The sequence below is a fragment of the Pseudoxanthomonas sp. 3HH-4 genome, from assembly GCF_006716465.1.
Lineage (GTDB): Bacteria > Pseudomonadota > Gammaproteobacteria > Xanthomonadales > Xanthomonadaceae > Pseudoxanthomonas_A.
Map to the genome: position 1 here is coordinate 1,279,382 of NZ_VFPB01000001.1, position 17,548 is coordinate 1,296,929.

Genomic DNA, 17,548 nt, shown 5'->3' on the forward strand with positions numbered 1-17,548 from the left:
GGCATTCGGCCAATGCCGGCCCGGTGTCCCGGCCTTTGCGTCGCCGGGCTGTCGCGGAAAGTCATGAAACGGTCATAATTCCGTCCCTTGAAGCCGTCCATCCCGTGACGGTGGGACCGCCCGATGTTCTCCCTCCAGACGATCTTCGGCTCCGGCCAGCAGTTCTACACGCTGTTGGACGAGGCCGCCCAAGCCGCCCACGACAGCACCCAGGCCCTGCACATCATGATGAAGGCCACCGACCGCCAGCCGGCGCTCGATGCCTTCAAACTGGCGCGCCTGCGAGAGCGTGCGGCCTCGGACAAGATCGGCAAGGCGCTGGTGGACAGCTTCATCACGCCGATCGAGCGCGAGGACATCGAGGCCCTGGGCTCGGCGTTGTACAAGATCCCGAAGCAGGTCGAGAAGTTCGCCGACCGCTACTCGCTGGCCATCCAGCACCTGGACGGCATCGACTTCGCGCCGCGCGCGGCAATGCTGGAGCAGGCGTCCAGCGTGGTGGTGGAGATGGTGCATGAGATCAAGAAGATGAACATCGATCGCATGACCTCGCTCAACGAGAAGCTGCGCGCGATCGAGAACGAAGCCGACCGGCTGATGCTGGAGTTGTACCGCGACATCTATTCCGGTCGCCTGGACCATCTGCAGATGTTCCTGTTGAAGGAGTTCTTCGAGATCCTGGAGAAGGCCATCGACCGCTGCCGCGAGGCCGGCGTGGTGGCGTACCAGATCGTCCTCAAGAACAGCTGACGGGTCTCCATCATGCTTACCCTTGTGCTGGTGGTGATCTTCGCCGCGCTCGTCTTCGAGTTCATCAACGGTTTCCACGACACCGCCAATTCCATCGCCACCGTGGTCGCCACCAAGGTGCTGTCGCCGGGCCAGGCGGTGATGCTGGCGGCGGGCATGAACCTGGTCGGTGCGCTGATGGGTACGGCGGTGGCCAAGACGATTGCGTCCGGCCTGGTGAACACCGACGTGGTGCAGGTGACCTCGCAGGTGATCCTGTGTGCATTGCTCGGCGGCATCGTGTGGAACCTGATCACGTGGTGGAAGGGCCTTCCATCGTCGTCGTCGCATGCCCTGATCGGTGGCCTGTGCGGTGCCGCGCTTGCCGCCGCCCACAATGACTGGGCGGCGCTGATCTGGTCCGAGACGGTGGGCGACTGGACCAAGAACAAGGGCATCTTGTGGAAGGTGGTGCTGCCGATGGTCACTTCGCCGGTGGCAGGCTTCCTGCTCGGCATCCTGGTGATGGTGGCGCTGTGGGGACTGATCGCGCTGCTGTCGCGGGCCGGCGGCTGGCTGGGACGACTGGCGCGTCCGCACTTCGTCAACAGGTTCTTCGGCAAGGCGCAGATCCTGTCCGCCGCCTACATGGGCTACGCGCACGGCCACAACGATGCACAGAAGACCATGGGCATCATTGCGTTGACGCTGTTCGGTGCCGAGGCCAGTGGGGCGCTGGACGACTTGCCGGGCTGGCTGGCCTTCCTGCATCCCGGTGCGGCGGGCGAGCAGGACATCGCAATGTGGATCGTCATCACCTGCGCCATCGTGATGGCATTGGGTACCGCGTCGGGCGGCTGGAAGATCATCAAGACCCTCGGTCACAAGATGGTGAAGCTACACCCGATCAACGGCTTCGCTGCGGAAACCAGTTCGGCCACCATCCTCACCGTGGCCGCGCACTTCGGCATGCCGGTGTCCACCACGCACAGCATCTCCACCGCCATCATGGGCGTGGGCTTCGCCAAGAATCCGCGCGCGCTGAAATTCAGCGTGATCGAACGCATCCTGTGGGCGTGGGTGCTGACTATCCCGGCGGCCGGCGGTATCGCCTACGGCCTGCTGCGCCTGCTGGAAGCGATCGGCTGGGCGTGATGGGGCGGTGATTCGTGATGCGTGATTCGTGATTGGTGATTCGCACGAGCGGAACTGTCATCACCCGCAGATATCCCAATTCCAGATGCAAGAAGGGCGGGTCAATGACCCGCCCTTTGCTTTTGCTAATTACCAATCACCAATCACCAATCACGGCTTCAAAGCAGATCGCCTTCTGCTGAGAGTGCGCGTTCCATGCTGTCGCCCAGGCCGCCGATCTCCAGCACCAGTCGATCCACTTCCGCGGGGCTGAGGCTTTCGTAGGGGCGGTTCTCGCACAGCTGCAGGTAGGGCACGCCGTCGAGTTCGCCGATGGCCAGATAGCCGACGCTGCTCTGCCAGTTGAACTTCAGCGCGCGCTTGGCGTCGATGCCGGTCATCGGTGCGATCACCGTGCTCACGCGCAGGTAGCCGCGCTCGTCGTCGTTGCCCAGTTCCGAAAGAAAGATGGACTGGTGGCGCTTTCCGTTGTCCAGCGACAGTTCCACGCAGGCCACGTAGGCGTCGTGCATCGCCACCTTGTAGCCGGAGGAATGCAGGTGGCCGCGCACCTGTTCGAAGTTCTGCATGGTGTACTCCCGTGTTGCCGATGCCGCTATGCTAATCCGCCATGAGCGCCAAGTCTCCCGAAGATCGCATCCTGGCCGCCATCCGCGCCATTCCGCGCGGGCAGGTGGCGGGTTATGGCGAAGTGGCGCACCTCGCCGGATTGCCCGGCCGTGCGCGGCTGACCGCGCGCATCCTCAGCCAGAACGACGACGCCACGCTGCCGTGGCACCGCGTGCTGCGGTCGGATGGTCGCATCGCGTTCCCGGACGGCTCGAAGGCGTTCCGCGAACAGAGCCAGCGCTTGCGTGCGGAAGGCGTGAAGGTGGAGAACGGACGAGTGAAACGCCCGCGCAGGGAAGATGACCTCGATGCCGCCCTGTGGGGGCCAGGCGCGCGGTGACACGCTGCCCCTTATGATGTGAGCTGACCGTCACGAGGTTTCCCATGTTTCCCCGTTTGCTTCCTGTCACCCGGAACCTGCTGATCGCCAATGTCGGCGTCTACCTCCTGCAGCTCATGCTGGGCAATGCGTTCCAGACATGGTTCGCATTGTGGCCGGTGGGCCACGGCTTCATGCCCTGGCAATTGCTGACGTACGGCTTCCTTCACGACACCAGTGGTCTGACGCACCTGCTGTTCAACATGCTGGCGCTGTACATGTTCGGCTCGTCGCTGGAGCAGACATGGGGCCCGAAGCGGTTCCTGACCTACTTCCTGGTGTGCATCGTGGGCGCAGGCCTGCTGCAGCTGATCGTGGGATGGTGGATGGTGTCCGCCGGCGCGCTGCCGTACGCCACGGTCGGTGCATCCGGTGGCGTGTTCGGCCTGCTGCTGGGTTACGGCATGTTGTTCCCCAACCAGCGGATGATCGTGTTTCCCTTGCCGATGGAGATCAAGGCACGCACGTTGGTGATCTTCTACGCGGTCCTCGCCTTGGTGCTCGGCTTCACCGGCCTGCAGCCTGGCGTGGCGCATTTCGCGCATCTCGGCGGCATGCTGTTCGGATGGCTGATGATCCGCTACTGGCGCGGCCAGCCACCGTTCCGCAAAGGACCGCGCAAGCCCAAGCCGCCGCACCTGCGCGCCGTCAAATAGGCCATACCGGAAGGGGATGAAGAAAAAACGGCGCGGAATTCCGCGCCGTTTTCCCATCATGCCCGCGTGAGGCTCAGCGCCAGATCCGGACCTGGTCCGCTTCCTTCGCCTGCATCGGTTGGCCTGCCTTGCAGGTGAAGGCCTGGGCGAAGGCCGGCTGCTGGGTCAGCGGGCCGTTGGCGCGCCACTGGCCAGGTGCATGCACGTCCACGGCGGCGCGCTGGGCGGCCTCGGTTTCCGACAGGTTCTGCGCCCACAGCGTGGCCCATGCCTTGTAGAAGGACTGCCTGGCGGCGGCATTGGCTTGCGGCTCGGCGGTGGTGAAGGCATCCCACGCCAGTTCCACACCGGCCAGGTCGGCCAGGTTCTCGTCCTGGGTCAGCGTGCCGTTGACCTTGATGTTCTTCAGGCCCGGATAGGCGTAAGCGCCATACTGCGTCGCCACCCTGCTGCCCAATGTATTCCATGCGGCCACATCGGCTGCGCTCCACCAGTCGCGCAACTGGCCCTTGGCATCGACCATCCGCCCCTTCCCATCGAAACCACGACTCAGCTCGTGGCCGACCAGTGCGCCGAACGCGCCGTACTGCACGGCAGCCGGTTGCTTTGCGTCGAAGATCTCTTCCTGCAGCACTGCGGCGGTCACGATCAAGCGGTTCTGGGCCAGGTCGTACGCCAGCGCAGGCTGCTGCGGCAGCACGTCCCAGCGGCGATCGGCGTTGCCCTTGCCGATACGCTTCATTTCCTCACGATGGCGCCAGGTGGAGGCGATCAGCATGTTGCCGCCGAAGCTCCCGCGTCCCATCGGCTGCACGCTGTAGTCCAGGTCGCGCCTGGGCGTGCCGACCTCGATCTTCAACTTGTCGAGCTTGGCTTTGGCTTCGGCCTTTGCGGCCTCGCTCAGCCAGGTGTTGCGTTCGATGCCGCGACCCAGTGCGTCGCGCACCTGGCCGGCGATCTGCTCGGCCCGGCGCTTGTGCTCGCTGGGCACGTAGCGCTCGGCGTACTCCTTGCCGAGCATCGGGCCGGCAGCGAGGTTGATGGCATCCAGCACTTGGCGCCAGCGTGGTGCCGGGGCCGCTTCGCCACGCAGCACGCGGCCGCGGAATTCGAATTCGGCATCGCGGAAGGGCTTTGCCAGGTACGGTGCCATGGCGTCACCCACGCGCCAGCGCAGATAGGCCTTCCACTGGTCCGGCTTCAGGCTGCCGACGAGGCTATCGAGGCGCGTGAACAGTGCAGGGTCGGCCATCGACACGGTGTCGTCGGTGACGCCCTGCACCTTGAGGAAGGCATCCAGTTGCAGATTGCGGTACTGCTTGCCCAGATCTTTCGTGGGCACGGGTGCGTAGTTGGCGAACGGGCTGCGCAAGTCCACCAACGGCTTGGACACCTGAGCCAGCTTGGTTTCCAGGTCGATGACCAGTGCGGATTCGGCATCCAGTTTGTTGGCCGGCGTGCCGGTCAGGGCCAGCACCTGCTTCACGTAGGTGCGGTAGCGGCCCAGCAGTTCGCGGGTGTCGGCATCGGTGCGGGTGTAGTAGGCCGGGTCGGGCAGGCCCAGGCCACCCTGCATGAAGTAGCCGATGTGGCGGTCCAACGCCTGCAGGTCCACGTCAGGACTGAAGTTGAAGGTTACCGGCACGCCGACCTGATGCAGCGCGGCGATGGCCGGCGCCACATCCTTGGGCTTCTTGATGGCGTTGATGCGGTCCAGCAATGGCGCAATGGGTCTGGAACCATCCGCTTCCACGGCGGCTTCGTCCAGGCCGCTGGCCCAGAAGTCCCCGAGCAGCTTCTGGACGTTGCCCTGCGGGGCCTTCATGGCGCCATCCAGCAGGGCGCGCTGCTGCTCCAGGGTGCGTTCGCGGAAGGCACCCAGCACGCTGACGCTGCCGATACCGGCAGGCAGGCTGTTGTTCTTCAGCCAGTCCGCATTGGTGGCGGTATAGAAGTCGGTGCACTGCGCGCTCACGGCAGGTGCGGTCGCGCGCTTCTTGCGCTGCGCTTCGGCTTGGGGAGCGCCCAGTGCGATGACGAGGGCGAAGGCGATCAGGGTGGGGCGGCCGAGAGCGGGGCGCGGGCTGGGCATCAGGAGAATCCAGGGGTTCAGGGGTCGGGCGATTCTAGCAAGCGTGCCCCATCTGCCCGGTCACGTTTCCCCACATCTGCCAGCGGTCTTGGCGACGCATTCATGCGCTGTGTCACAGAGCGCACATGCCGTGGTGGGCAGGCGTCCGTGCGCCCGCCCACCCAGGACGTCACAACGCCAACTGCCCCTTGTCCACGATGACCTTGCCGTCCAGCGTCACCGTGCTGCCGGGCAGGAAGAAATTCATGCCGTAGGCGAGGGCGTTGTCGCCGCCTGCCCACAGGTTGTTGCCCAGACCCAGGGTCACCGTGCCGGCCGGCACCCAGTTGCTCACCTGGCTGCCGGAAGGCAATTTGACGTTCGGATTGATGCCCATGTCGAAGAACGAGACTTCGTTCTTGCGGGCATCGCCCACCGCATCGAATTCGGCTTTCAGTGCTGCGAAGCCAGGCCCTGTCCCGGTGAGTGCGGTGATCTTGCCGCCGGCGACGGTCACGGCGAGGTCGTCGATGGCCTGCCCGCGGAAGTAGTCGCGGGTGGCGACGATGCGGCCTTCGCCGGTGCCTGCGACGGGCGTGGTGTAGACCTCGCCGGCAGGCAGGAAGACCTGCAGTGCAGGTCCGCCGCTGCGGATGTCCTCAGGTGAAATGACACCGTCGCTGACCAGCACCGGGCGTCCCTGGATCCGCATCCGGTAATCGGTGCCGTTGGGGTGGCTGATGTGCAGCTCGTTGCCGGCGGCCAGCGCGCCTTTCACCGCCTGTCCCCGGGTCTGCAGCGCGGCATGATCCACGTTGACACCCTCCCAGAACGTCCTGGCCAGCTCGGTTTCGGACATGCCCAGTCGTTGCGCGCGCCATGGCGTGGGATACAGGCCGTTGCCGATCTCCACCTGGCGCACGTTCTCCTTCATGAACGCCTGGCCGATGGCTTCCCCGGCCTTGCCGCGCGCCGCCACGCGCTGCGGGTCCGCACCCTCGAACAGGTTTTCCGAGGTGCCGTTGCTCAACGAGATGACCACGTCGAAGACCTTCGACAGCGCCAGGTCCAGCGCCGGCGCCTGGCTGTCGAACTGCGCCGGTACATCAAAGAACATCCGCTTGGCGAGCCGGTCGCTGGTGTATTCGATCATCGGGAAAGCGCCTACGCGTCGCACCTGCAGCGCGATGTCTTCCAGCAGTTCGGCATCGTGGGTCCTGCCGACGATGATGACGGCATCACCCTCCTTGACCGCTGCGCTGGCAACCAGACGCTGGGCAAGCTGCTCCAGGTCAACGGGCGGCGCGGCGGGTTCGGAGGGCTCGGCGGCGGTGGATTCAGCCGTGGCCTGCGCGTCCGCAGGGGGCGGTGTTTCCTGTTTCTGGCACGCGGCCAGCACGACGCAGGCGATCGCGGCGCCCAGTATCGACACGGTGAGACGGGTCATGGCAGTCCTCCTTCGATGGATGGAAGCACAGCCGTACAACGCCCCCTCGATGCGTGGCCAGCACAGGGGTGACGCCCGGAACACTCTCGAACGGCCGACCGTCGGGCGGACCGTAACCGCGGATGCGCAAAAGGAAAGGCCCGGACATCGCCGGGCCTTTCCTGCATCGCACGCTTGCGCGGGACTTACCAGATCACGACATGCTGGTTGCCGCTGCGCACCATGGCGTCACCCGCCTTGCAGGAGAACGCCGCCGCGAACGCCGGCAGGTTCGACGGTGCACCGATCGCGCGGAACTGCGCCGGGGCGTGTTCGTCGGTGGCGATGCGGTTCTTGAGTTCCTCCGGAGTGAAGTTGCGGCGCCACACGGTGGCCCAGTTGAGGAAGAAGCGCTGGTCGCGCGTCAGGCCGTCGGTCTTCGGGTCAGGCGTGTCGCCGGCTGCCGCCTTCATCGCGTCGTAGGCCGTGGCCAGGCCACCGAGATCGGCGATGTTCTCGCCCAGCGTGTGCTTGCCGTTGATCTTCTGGCCGTCGCTGGTGCGGTAATCATTGAACTGCGCGATCAGCTTGTCGGTGCGGGACGAGAAGCCCTTGGCGTCGGCCGGGGTCCACCAGTTCTCGAACTTGCCGCTCGGTCCGAAGCGGCTGCCCTGGTCGTCGTAGCCGTGGGTCATCTCGTGGCCGATCACCGCGCCGATGCCGCCGTAGTTCATTTCATCCGACGCGTTGGGGTCGAAGAACGGCGGCTGCAGGATGGCGGCCGGGAACACGATCTCGTTCTGCAGCGGGTTGTAGTAAGCATTGACCATCTGCGGCGGCATGCCCCATTCGGTACGGTCCACCGGCTTGCCGATCTTGCCCAGGTTCCACTTGTAGTTGAATTCCATGGCCGAGATCACGTTGCCGATGTAGCTGTCGCGGCCGGTCGACAGGCCGGTCCAGTCGCGCCACTTGTCGGGGTAGCCGATCTTGGTGGTGAACGCGGCCTGCTTTTCCATCGCCTTGGCCTTGGTCTCGTCGCTCATCCATTCCAGGTTCTGGATGCGGGCTTTCAGCGCGGTGCCCAAGTTGGCCACCAGCGTCTCCATCTTCGCCTTCGACTCCGGCGAGAAGGCGACTTTCACGTACATCTGGCCCAGCGCCTCGCCGCTCTGGTTCTCGATGGTGCCCAGCACGCGCTTCCAGCGTGGCTCGATCTCCTTCTGGCCGCGCAGCGTCTTGGCGTAGAAATTGAAGTTCTCGTTGGCGAAGGCGTCGCTCAGGTAGGGAGATGCACCGTCGATGGTGTGGAAGCGCAGGTAGGCGCGCCACGCGGCGGGGTCGGTTTCGCCCAGCATCGTGCTGACTTCCTGGTGGAAGGCGGGCACGGCCAGCGAGAACTTCTCCTGCGGCGCCACGCCCTGCGAAGCGAAGAACTTCGTCCACGAGAAGTTCGGCGTCAGCTTGTCCGCATCGGCCAACGTCACCGGGTTGTAGTACAGCGACACGTCGCGCGACATTTCCTCGTTCGATTTGGACACCTTCGCCAGGCGCGTCTCGAAGGCCATGATGTCGGTGGCCTGCTTCTGCGCATCGGTCGCGGCCACCCCGGACAGCTCCAGGACTTTGGCGATGTGCTTCACGTATTCGTCGCGGATGGTCTTCTTGTCGGCGTCGAAGTAGAAATTCTTGTCCGGCAGGCCCAGGCCGCCCTGGAACGCGTAGGCGATGTTGGTGTCGGGCTTGTTGAAGTCGGCTTCGGCACCGAAACCGAACAGGAAGGCCTGGCCCTTGGCGGCAGACTCGTTGAGGTACGCCACGATGGCGTCCTTGTCCTGCAGGCCGTCGATGGCCGTCAGCATGGGTTTGATCGGCTCGATGCCTTGGGCGTTGACCTTGGCCTCATCCATGCCGGTCGCCCACAGGTCGCCGACGATCTTCTCCACGCCGGTCGCGCCCGGGTGCGCGGCGGCCTGCTCGGCCAGTTGCTTCTGGATGGCGGTGGAGCGCTCGGCCAGCATCTCGAACGCGCCCCAGCTGGTGCGGTCGCTGGGAATCGCATTGGCGGCCAGCCAGGTGCCGTTCGCGTAGCCGGCGAAGTCGGTGCAGGCGTTCTTGGTGGTATCCAGGTCGCCGATCTGGAAACGGTTCACGCCCGGCAGGGTGCTCTCGTCCAGCTTCAGCTCCAGCGCGGCCGGCGCCTTGGCGGCGGTATCGGCGGCGGGCGCGGCGTCTTCCTTCTTGGCGCAGGCGGCCAGCACGGTGGCCACGGCGAGCGACAGCATCAGGATCTGGGGTTTGCGGGCAATCACGTTCTACTCCGGCCCCGGGCAGGGCAATGGAAAAAAGGAACCCCCTGGGTGGGGGCGTGCCGCGACTCTACGCCTGTCCCGGGGAGGGCAGGTGTGTCGAAGGTCATGCCTCCCCGCCCCGCAGGGCCCATACTGGGTGCACGTTCGAGGAGGGCATTTGCATGCAGGTCCATTTCCACGGCGCCGCCGGCGAAGTCACCGGCTCCATGCACCTGGTCGAGGCGGCCGGCAAGCGCATCCTGCTGGACTGCGGCCTGATCCAGGGGAGTCGCGAGGCCGAGGCGCGCAATGCCGAGCCATTCCCGTTCGACCCGGCCACGCTGGACGCGGTGGTGTTGAGCCACGCCCATATCGACCACGTCGGCCGGTTGCCGCTGCTGGTCAAGCGCGGGTTCCGGGGCCCCATCCATACCCAGGGCGCCAGCGCGGAACTGCTGCCGATCATGCTGCTGGACACGGCATCGCTGTCCGAATCCGAGGCTGAGCGCGCCAACCGCGACCGTCGCCGTGGCGAGCCGGAAGCACAGCCTCTGTTTTCCGCGCAGGACGTGCACGCGACCCTGCGCCAGGTTCAGCCGCTGCCCTACGACGAACGCACGACCATCCTGCCGGGCGTGGACATCACCCTGCGAGATGCGGGCCATATCCTCGGTTCGGCGATCGTCGAGCTGTGGGCCGAAGGGCGCAAGCTGGTGTTCTCCGGCGACCTGGGACCGAAGGGTACGCCGATCCTGCGCGACCCCGCCGTGGTCACGCAGGCCGACCTGCTGTTGATGGAATCGACTTACGGCGACCGCAATCACCGCGACCGCCCGGAGACGATCCGCGAACTCGGCGAGATCTTCGACCATGCGTGGCGCGACCGCGGCAACGTGCTGATACCCGCTTTCGCGGTCGGGCGCACGCAGGAACTGCTGTACTGGTTCGCCCGGCACTGGGAGGCGTGGAAGCTGTCGCGCTGGCGCATCTTCCTGGACAGCCCGATGGCGGCCAAGGTGGTGAATGTCTACGCGCGCCACCACGGACTGTTCGATGAGGATGCGCGGCGGGTGTGGTCGCAGGCGCCCAATCCGTTCCGCCTGCCCAACCTGCACGTGTCGGAGACCACGCAGCAGTCGATGGCCATCAACCAGATCGAGAACGGCGCCATCATCATCGCCGGTTCCGGCATGGCCAATGGTGGACGCATCCAGCATCACCTGCGCTACAACCTGGGGCGCCGCAACGCCCACATCGTGTTCGTCGGCTATCAGGCACAAGGCACGCTGGGCCGGCGGCTGGTGGATGGCGCTTCGTGGGTCCGCATCCACGGCCGCGACTATCGCGTGAACGCCCAGCGCCACACGGTCGGCGGCCTGTCCGCGCATACCGATCAGCGCGGCCTGCTGGCGTGGTACGACAACTTCCAGCCGTCGCCGCCACTAGTGCTCGTGCATGGCGAAGACAAGGCGCGTGAAGCGCTTGCGGGCGAGATCGGGGAGCGCCACGGCGCGCCGGTGGAACTGGCGAGGCCGGGAATGGTGTTGGACGTCTGAGGGTTGCACGCATGGCCCGTGCCGGAGCCGGTACCGGACCTCACACCCGCGTGGCGGACGTTCCGATAGCGTCGGGCTCGCCGGTATGGCTGACGCTGCGGTTGCGGCCGGCCTGCTTGGCCCGGTAGAGCGCGGCGTCGGCTCGGTCGAACACGTCTTCCGGCCCGGCGTCGTCGCCACTCATGTGGGTGTGGATGCCGATACTGGCGGTGAACGGCGGTGATGTGCCCGCGCTGGTGCCGTGGGGCTTCCGGCCCTGGTTGGCCAGATCCACGTGGATGGTGGTGGCAATGGTGGCCGCTGCCTGCGCCGAGGTTTCCGGCAGCAGCAGTGCGAACTCATCGCCACCCAGGCGCGCCACCAGATCGCGCGGTCGCCGCGCGCGGCTGCGCAGGATGCGGCCCAGCGCCTTCAATGCGGCATCGCCTGCGGCGTGTCCCTGGGTGTCGTTCAATTGCTTGAAGTGGTCGATGTCCATCACCAGCAGCGACAGCGGCTGGTCACTGCGACGTGCGACGCGCAACTCCTGGTCCAGCGCGTGATCGAAACGGGTGCGGTTGGCGAGCCCCGTCAATGCATCCGACTGCGCCTGCTTGTGGGTCCTGCGCAGCAGCCGGTAGATCCACAGCGATGCGCCCAGGGCGAGCACCAGCAATGCCGGCACAGGAGAAAACCAGACGTGTCCGTAGCGCAGCAGCAGTACCGAAATCACCACGGTGCCTGCCATGGTCAGTACCGTGGGAAGCCAGATACGGCGCAGCCCCGGCAGCAGGGACAGCAACAACGGCAGTGCGGCCAGCGCCGCGGACAAGCCTGCCTGCCATCCTTCTCCCAGCGGGGTGATGGCGGCGTCCTTGATCAGCATGTTCAACAGATTGGCTTGGTAGTCCGCGCCACTCATGCTGGCGGTTGCCGGCTGGCCGGGCGCACGGGTGATCGGCCCCATGCCGGTTGCGCTGACGCCCACGATGATCCAGTTGCCGCGCAGGAGCGAGGCGGGGATGCGCTGATTGAGGACGTCCGTATACGACACGTGGCGGAAAGCGTTGGGCGGCGAAGCGAACGGCACGCGCACTTCGTGGTCGCGCACCCACTCGTAAGGCGATGCCGGCGCCAGGTCGGTGGTCACCAGCCTGCGTCCCGGCAGCTCCGCATTGGCGCCGGTTGACTGTTCCAACTGGAGCAAAGCCAGCGCAAGTGCCGGCCAGTGGGGTGAGCCCAGGCCGGCACGCAGGTAGACGCTGCGTGCCACGCCATCTTCATCCAGCACCATCTCGGCGTGGCCCAGAGAAGCGGCCGAGGCGGCGAATTCCGGGATCGGCATCAGTTCGACGGTCGCGCCGTTGAGCTGGACGGGCTCGGCGAACACCGGCAGTACCACGCGGCCGCTGCGACTGATCGCACGCGCAAGCAGCGCATCGCCTTCGGGGTCGAAGAGGGCCGGCTCGGACAACAGGATGTTGAACGCGATGCCCTTCGCGTCGGCCAGCGTCAGCCGGTCGACCAGTTGGGCATGCGTGCGGCGCGACCAGGGCCAGCGGCCCAGTTCGGCCAGGCTCTTCTGGTCGATGTCGACCACCACGATGCGAGGGTCGGCGTCCGGAGCCGCGCCGAGCGCCAGCGTGTCGTAGATCGCGGCGTCCGGCGCCAGGGTCAGGCCGGACAGGGTGACCAGAATCGCCAGCGCAGCCGCGCCCACCGCCGTCAGCAGGCGGGGTTTCCATTTGGGCGCGGGCGCGGCGGTACTCACAGGGCGAGCAGTATGAGCAATGCCCCTGCTCCAACGCCAATGCGGCACAGCCGGCAGGGTACGTCGATCACCTGCGGCGCCGGGAACGGACCCTCGAACCCGTCGACATCGATCGTTTGGGCGCGCAGGTACCACGTGCCGCTGCGCAGGCGCGGCAGGGTGATTTCAGGCTGGTCGACCAGCGTGTCCACCTTTGCCTCGCTGAAGTCCGGGGTGCGTGACATCTGGAAGCGGTAGCGCTGGCCGGGCTGGCCGGCGGGCCAGCGGAAGGTCACCTCGCGCGTGTTGCCGGCTTCGGCTTCGGCGCCATCGATGGCGGTCACTTCGACCAGGGGGCGCACCGTGAAGGCGAGGCTGTCACCGAAGGGGCCGGTTTTCCCCTGGCTGTCCACGCTGCGGATGCGCCAGGCATATTCGCCCGGCGGGAGGGCGTCGGGCAGGCGGGTGGAGGTGGTGTCGTTCACCCGGGCCCGTGCGACCGGCCGAGCGTATCCGGCGGTGCCGGCCACTTCGTACTCATAGGCGACTGCGCCGGGTGCGCCGGTCCATGCCAGGGCGACCTCCGGTGTGCGCACGACGCTTGCGGCAGCCGGGGCGACGGAATACGGCGGCACGGGCTGGTCGTCGATCCGGAGCTGGACGACGGCATCGCGGCCTTCCAGGCCGACGGCATCGATCGACCGTACGCGGACGAAGTAGCGACCGGCACCGAGCGCGGGCAAAGTGAAGGCCGGCGCATCGCTTTCCGCATCCACCCGCAGGCTGTCGAAAGCAGCGCGCTCGCTGACCTGCACGCGGTAGCGTTGCGCGCCCGGCACCGCGGGCCAACTCAGTTCGGGGCGTGCGCTTTGCGACAGCGATGGAGTCCGCGACAGGTCGGGTGCCGGCAGCAGTTTCACGGGCGTCACGGTGGACTGGCCCATGGCCACTACGGTGCCGAAACCCGGACGGAGCAGCGCGCCGCGCTGGTTGCGTGCGCTCACCGCGACGCGGCCTTCGAGGACTTCGGCATGCGTGTGGTCGTCACCCGCTTCGACGCGGAACTGGGTGCCTCGCACCGCGGAGGATGCACTGGGCGTGTCGACGATGAAGTTCGCTGCAGGTCCGCGCAGGCGGCGGACTTCGTTGCCAATGCGTCCGCGCTGCAGGCGCAGGCGCGTGTCGGCCATGCCGGAGCGGCCGAAACGCGTGAGGCGGTCCAACAGCAGTTCACTGCCGCCCAGCAACAACAGGCGCGAACCATCGGCGAACTGTAGGCTGAGCGATGCGTCCGGCGAGGTCTTCAGCATGGCGCCGCTGCCCAGTGACATGCCGGCGGTGACGGGGGCATCGGCTCCGGCCGCGGTGGTCCGGGTGACCGCGCTGCCCTGCACGGCCACGACCTTGGCGCGGGCGGGTTGGCTGTCCAGCCATTGCAGCGGAATGCGAAGGGTGGAGCCCGGTGTGAGCGCATAGGGATTGGCGATGCCGTTGTGGTCCTGCAGCCGCTGCCAGGGAATAGTGGGTTTGAGGTACGCTCCCGTCACATCCCAGAGCGTGTCACCGGGACGCACGCGGTAGGCCCATTCCTGCGCCTGGGCCGACCACGAAACCAGTAACAGGATCGCCAGTCCGCAACCCAGCCATCCTTTCCCTTGGATCGCCCACTTGTGCATCGTCACTCCCGCGTAAGCGTCTGCGAAATGTTGAATCGGTCACAATTATAGGCGCTTCCAGTTGAACGGCTGGCCGGCTCTCGCCGGTTTTCACGTCACATTAGCTCCGTTTGCCCAGCCTATTCGCTTGCCTGTGGATCAGGGCGAGGCGCCCCACAGGCCCGCAATGCGGCGTGCCAGGGGATACGGTTCCGGTGTGTCGCGATTGGTCAGCACGACCACGGTCAAGCGCTGCTTGGGGAAGCGGACCAGCACATTGCGGAAGCCGATGCTCTCGCCGGAGTGCCACTGCATCCCACCCTGCAGGCGCCAGCCGAATCCGTAGTGCGCCACATCGGGCTCACGGGTAACGGTAGCTGGCTGGAACGCCTGCGCGCGTGAAGCGGCATTGAGCAGGCGGTTGTCGTACAACGCGGCGTCCCAGTGCGCGAGGTCGGTGATGGAGGAATAGATGCCGCCATCGCCCAGCACCGCACTGGTCGTGCTCTGGTCGGTGCGTTGCCATGTGCCGTTCACCAGGCTGTAGCCGTATGCGCAGTGCGCCACGCTGGGGCCATCGTCTTCGCGGGCGACTGTTCCATCCATGCCCAGTGGCGCGAAGATGCGTGCATGCAGGAATGCAGCGAACGGCTGCCGCGAGGCGCGTTCCACCACCAGCGCCAGCAGGGCGTAGCCGCTGTTGCTGTAGCGATAGTCGCCGCCGGGCGCGAAATAGAGGCGTTCCTCACGTTCGAGCAGTCGCAGCACGTCTGCGTCATGCACCTGGGTGGCCTGATCGCCGGGCACCAGGTCTTCGTAGTCGATCAGGCCGGAGGTATGGCTGAGCAGGTGGCGGAGCGTCACTGCATCGGTCACCGCGGGCAACGACGGCAGCCAGCGGCGCACGGGGTCATCCAGGGTCAGCGCGCCTTCTTCCGCCAACAACAGGATGCACGCGGCCGTGAACTGCTTGCTGATCGACGCCAGCCGGAAGTTGGTCTGCGGCGTCGCGGCGACACCGGCCTCGAGATCGGCCAGCCCATAGCTGCGCTGGAACACCGCTTCGCCTTCGTGGAGCACGAGGACGGATGCGCCGGGCACCGTGCCCGTGTAGTCCCGCATCCACGCGTCGATCGTGGCATCGCGCGTCGAGGTGCCGGTATCGCCTGCGGTCATCAGCAGCACTCCGAGTATCCAGATGGCCTTCATCGCCGTCTCCCCTCGATGAAACGGTGCAAGCCTAGCGCATGTGCCCGGCGTCAGTCCGTGGCGGCTTCCACGCGCAGCTGTCGTTCGCGTTCGTGCCCCAGGTAATGGCGGATACCGTAGCGCATGACGTACAGCAGCGGGATCAGCGCGATCGCGGCGAGCATCTTGTAGGCGTAGTTGACCGTGCTGACGGCGAGGAACAGGGAAGTCGGCCACTTCTGCGGGCCCAGCACGAAGGCGATGTAAATCACCACGAAGCTGTCCACCAGCTGCGAGATCGCGGTCGAACCGGTCGCGCGCAGCCATACCCAGCGCTCGCCGGTGGCGTTGCGGATGCGGTGGAACACCGACACATCGATCAGCTGGCCCACCAGGAAGGCGACCACCGAGCCGGCGATGGTCCACATGCCCTGGCCGAAGATGGCTGCGAAGGCCTTCTGGTAGTCGGGCACACCCTGCGCCTGCGCCGCTTCCACCCACCAGCCGGCCGGTGCCAGTGCGATCGCCGCGAAGGCGAACAGGAAGCCGTACACGATCAATGCGACGGCCAGCCATGAGATGAAGCGCACGCCGCGCTTGCCGAAGAACTCGTTGATGGTGTCGGTCAGGATGAACACGAACGGCCACAGCAAGGTGCCGGCAGTGAAGCTGAGCGAGCCGGTCTGGCCGAACAGGTTCCACTCCAGCGGTGCGATGCCCAGCGTGTCTTCAAGTGCGAAAATCTTGACGCCGATGAATTCGGCCAGCACCGCGTTGGCGCAGAACACCGCCGCCAGTACGATGAAAAGGCGGACCGCACGATCATCCAGGGTGCGCGGCGCGTGCATGGTTCAGCGGTCCCCGGCGCGAGTGAACGGCATGGTCTCCGGCGCGACGGCGCCGCCGGAGATGATGAAGCTCATTGCCTGGTCCACGGTCCAGTCGGTCGGCGTCAGCAGCTCGACTGGCACGATCTCCAGATAGCCGGAGGTCGGATTCGGCGTGGTCGGCACGTAGACGGCAGCCAGCTCGCGGCCACTGCCCTCCTCGCGGATCACGCGGGTCACCAGGCCGACCGACTTCATGTCCCGGTGCGGGAAATCGATCAGCACCACGCGCTGCGTGCTGCCCGGCTTGGTCTCCAGCATGTCCAGCAGCTTGCGCGCGCTGGTGTAGATGACGTTCGCCAGCGGCACGCGCGCGATCAGGGCCTCGAACCAGCGCAGCAGCCGCTGCCCGACCACGCGCCGCGTCAAAGCGCCCACGGCGAGGATCACGAACAGCGTGGCGATCATGGCTATCGTGTTCTGCACCCACAGGCCGTTGAACCAGCCCAGCGACTGCGGGAAGGTTGCCGCGATCTGGTGCGACATCGGCTCGACCCACGGCTTGCTGATGTCCGACAGCAGCACGAACACGAATTTGACGACCACCCACGTCAGCCAGATAGGCAACAGGGTCAGTAGACCGGTGATGAAGAGCTTCTGCACCGAAACGCGGTGCGGGGGATGGTCGGGGGGCATGGCGATATTGTAGGCCGGCGCGCAGGCCTTTCCGTAACGCCATCGCCGGGACGCTGTGCAGCGGCGGGTGGATCAGCCGCCGGTCTGCCGAGCCTCGGGCTTCAGCCGCACGTAGATCTGCTTGCGCACGCGGGCGACGACTTCGTTCTGGGCATTGAAGACGTCAGCGGGCATCCAGCGCAGGTGCTTCTGACCGTTGGCGGCCTCGGCGTGGATCTCGTCCAGTACGCGTTGGTCCAGGCGGAATTCCGCATGCAGCGTGCCCTTGCCGGGCTTCACGAATTCGATCTCGGCCGCCTTGTCCCAGACGTAATAGTCGCTGCCCAGCCGCTCCTTGGCCAGGATCATCCAGAACGGATCGGTCATCGCGAACAGGTTGCCGCCGAAATGGGTGCCCACGTAGTTGCGGTTCCACGGGCGCATGCGCAGTTCGACGCGCGCGAAGCTCCAGTCCTCGGCCATCTCGGTGACGTGGACGCCACTGAACAGGAACGGCGGCCAGACATTGAAGATGTGTCGCAGGGTAGTGGGCTTCATGGGTACTGCGCGTGCAAAAGGGACAGGTACGTGGCAATTCGGGA

Annotated in this window: 15 protein-coding genes; 5 read left to right on the plus strand and 10 right to left on the minus strand. The window is 66.1% G+C overall.

Annotated features, from left to right (window positions below):
• Positions 1 to 123 precede the first annotated feature (123 nt).
• Together FB548_RS05805 and FB548_RS05810 are read left to right on the plus strand one after the other, a co-directional pair.
• Complete coding sequence (locus FB548_RS05805; RefSeq protein ID WP_142123756.1) at positions 124 to 750, plus strand: DUF47 family protein; 627 nt, start codon at positions 124 to 126, stop codon at positions 748 to 750.
• A 12-nt stretch (positions 751 to 762) separates the two neighbouring features.
• Positions 763 to 1,884 carry an inorganic phosphate transporter gene (locus FB548_RS05810; RefSeq protein ID WP_142123757.1) on the plus strand — a complete coding sequence of 374 codons (1,122 nt, stop codon included), beginning with the start codon at positions 763 to 765 and terminating at the stop codon, positions 1,882 to 1,884.
• 158 nt (positions 1,885 to 2,042) lie between these two features.
• Here FB548_RS05810 and FB548_RS05815 read toward each other — a convergent pair whose 3' ends face one another.
• Positions 2,043 to 2,453 carry a hypothetical protein gene (locus tag FB548_RS05815; protein WP_142123758.1) on the minus strand — a complete coding sequence of 137 codons (411 nt, stop codon included), beginning with the start codon at positions 2,451 to 2,453 and terminating at the stop codon, positions 2,043 to 2,045.
• 41 nt (positions 2,454 to 2,494) lie between these two features.
• On the opposite strand from FB548_RS05815, the gene FB548_RS05820 reads away from it, so the two are divergent.
• Both FB548_RS05820 and FB548_RS05825 read left to right on the plus strand, forming a co-directional pair.
• Positions 2,495 to 2,833, plus strand: a complete 339-nt coding sequence (locus FB548_RS05820) for an MGMT family protein (RefSeq protein WP_142123759.1) — start codon at positions 2,495 to 2,497, stop codon at positions 2,831 to 2,833.
• A 44-nt stretch (positions 2,834 to 2,877) separates the two neighbouring features.
• Positions 2,878 to 3,528, plus strand: coding sequence for a rhomboid family intramembrane serine protease (locus tag FB548_RS05825; RefSeq protein ID WP_142123760.1), 651 nt, complete (start codon positions 2,878 to 2,880; stop codon positions 3,526 to 3,528).
• A gap of 73 nt (positions 3,529 to 3,601) precedes the next feature.
• Here the strand turns inward: FB548_RS05825 and FB548_RS05830 are convergent, their stop codons facing one another.
• The 3 genes from FB548_RS05830 to FB548_RS05840 all read right to left on the minus strand — a co-directional run bounded on the left by FB548_RS05830 (position 3,602) and on the right by FB548_RS05840 (position 9,313).
• Positions 3,602 to 5,620 carry a M13 family metallopeptidase gene (locus tag FB548_RS05830; RefSeq protein ID WP_142123761.1) on the minus strand — a complete coding sequence of 673 codons (2,019 nt, stop codon included), beginning with the start codon at positions 5,618 to 5,620 and terminating at the stop codon, positions 3,602 to 3,604.
• A gap of 169 nt (positions 5,621 to 5,789) precedes the next feature.
• A complete protein-coding gene (locus tag FB548_RS05835) occupies positions 5,790 to 7,046 on the minus strand; it encodes an aminopeptidase (protein ID WP_142123762.1) in 1,257 nt (418 codons plus the stop codon).
• A gap of 185 nt (positions 7,047 to 7,231) precedes the next feature.
• Positions 7,232 to 9,313, minus strand: coding sequence for a M13-type metalloendopeptidase (locus FB548_RS05840; protein ID WP_185742019.1), 2,082 nt, complete (start codon positions 9,311 to 9,313; stop codon positions 7,232 to 7,234).
• Between the two features lie 185 nt (positions 9,314 to 9,498).
• Between FB548_RS05840 and FB548_RS05845 the strand changes: the two genes are divergently transcribed.
• On the plus strand, positions 9,499 to 10,872 hold the full coding sequence (locus tag FB548_RS05845; protein ID WP_142123763.1) for an MBL fold metallo-hydrolase: 1,374 nt from the start codon (positions 9,499 to 9,501) through the stop codon (positions 10,870 to 10,872).
• A gap of 40 nt (positions 10,873 to 10,912) precedes the next feature.
• On the opposite strand, the gene FB548_RS05850 is transcribed toward FB548_RS05845, so the two are convergent.
• The 6 genes from FB548_RS05850 to FB548_RS05875 form a co-directional block, all read right to left on the minus strand.
• The gene (locus FB548_RS05850) at positions 10,913 to 12,622 is read right to left on the minus strand and encodes a CHASE2 domain-containing protein (RefSeq protein WP_185741989.1); all 1,710 of its coding nucleotides are present in this window, start codon (positions 12,620 to 12,622) and stop codon (positions 10,913 to 10,915) included.
• The gene (locus FB548_RS05855; RefSeq protein ID WP_142123765.1) at positions 12,619 to 14,277 is read right to left on the minus strand and encodes a FecR domain-containing protein; all 1,659 of its coding nucleotides are present in this window, start codon (positions 14,275 to 14,277) and stop codon (positions 12,619 to 12,621) included. Before FB548_RS05855 ends, FB548_RS05850 begins: the two co-directional genes overlap by 4 nt.
• Before the next feature lie 138 nt (positions 14,278 to 14,415).
• Positions 14,416 to 15,432, minus strand: a complete 1,017-nt coding sequence (locus tag FB548_RS05860; RefSeq protein ID WP_255470402.1) for a serine hydrolase domain-containing protein — start codon at positions 15,430 to 15,432, stop codon at positions 14,416 to 14,418.
• Between the two features lie 83 nt (positions 15,433 to 15,515).
• Entirely contained in the window at positions 15,516 to 16,292 is a 777-nt protein-coding gene (locus tag FB548_RS05865; protein WP_142123767.1) for a queuosine precursor transporter, read from the minus strand.
• Between the two features lie 3 nt (positions 16,293 to 16,295).
• Positions 16,296 to 16,967 carry a DUF502 domain-containing protein gene (locus FB548_RS05870; protein ID WP_142123768.1) on the minus strand — a complete coding sequence of 224 codons (672 nt, stop codon included), beginning with the start codon at positions 16,965 to 16,967 and terminating at the stop codon, positions 16,296 to 16,298.
• Between the two features lie 72 nt (positions 16,968 to 17,039).
• Positions 17,040 to 17,504, minus strand: coding sequence for a DUF4442 domain-containing protein (locus FB548_RS05875; protein WP_142123769.1), 465 nt, complete (start codon positions 17,502 to 17,504; stop codon positions 17,040 to 17,042).
• Between the last annotated feature and the right edge of the window lie 44 nt (positions 17,505 to 17,548).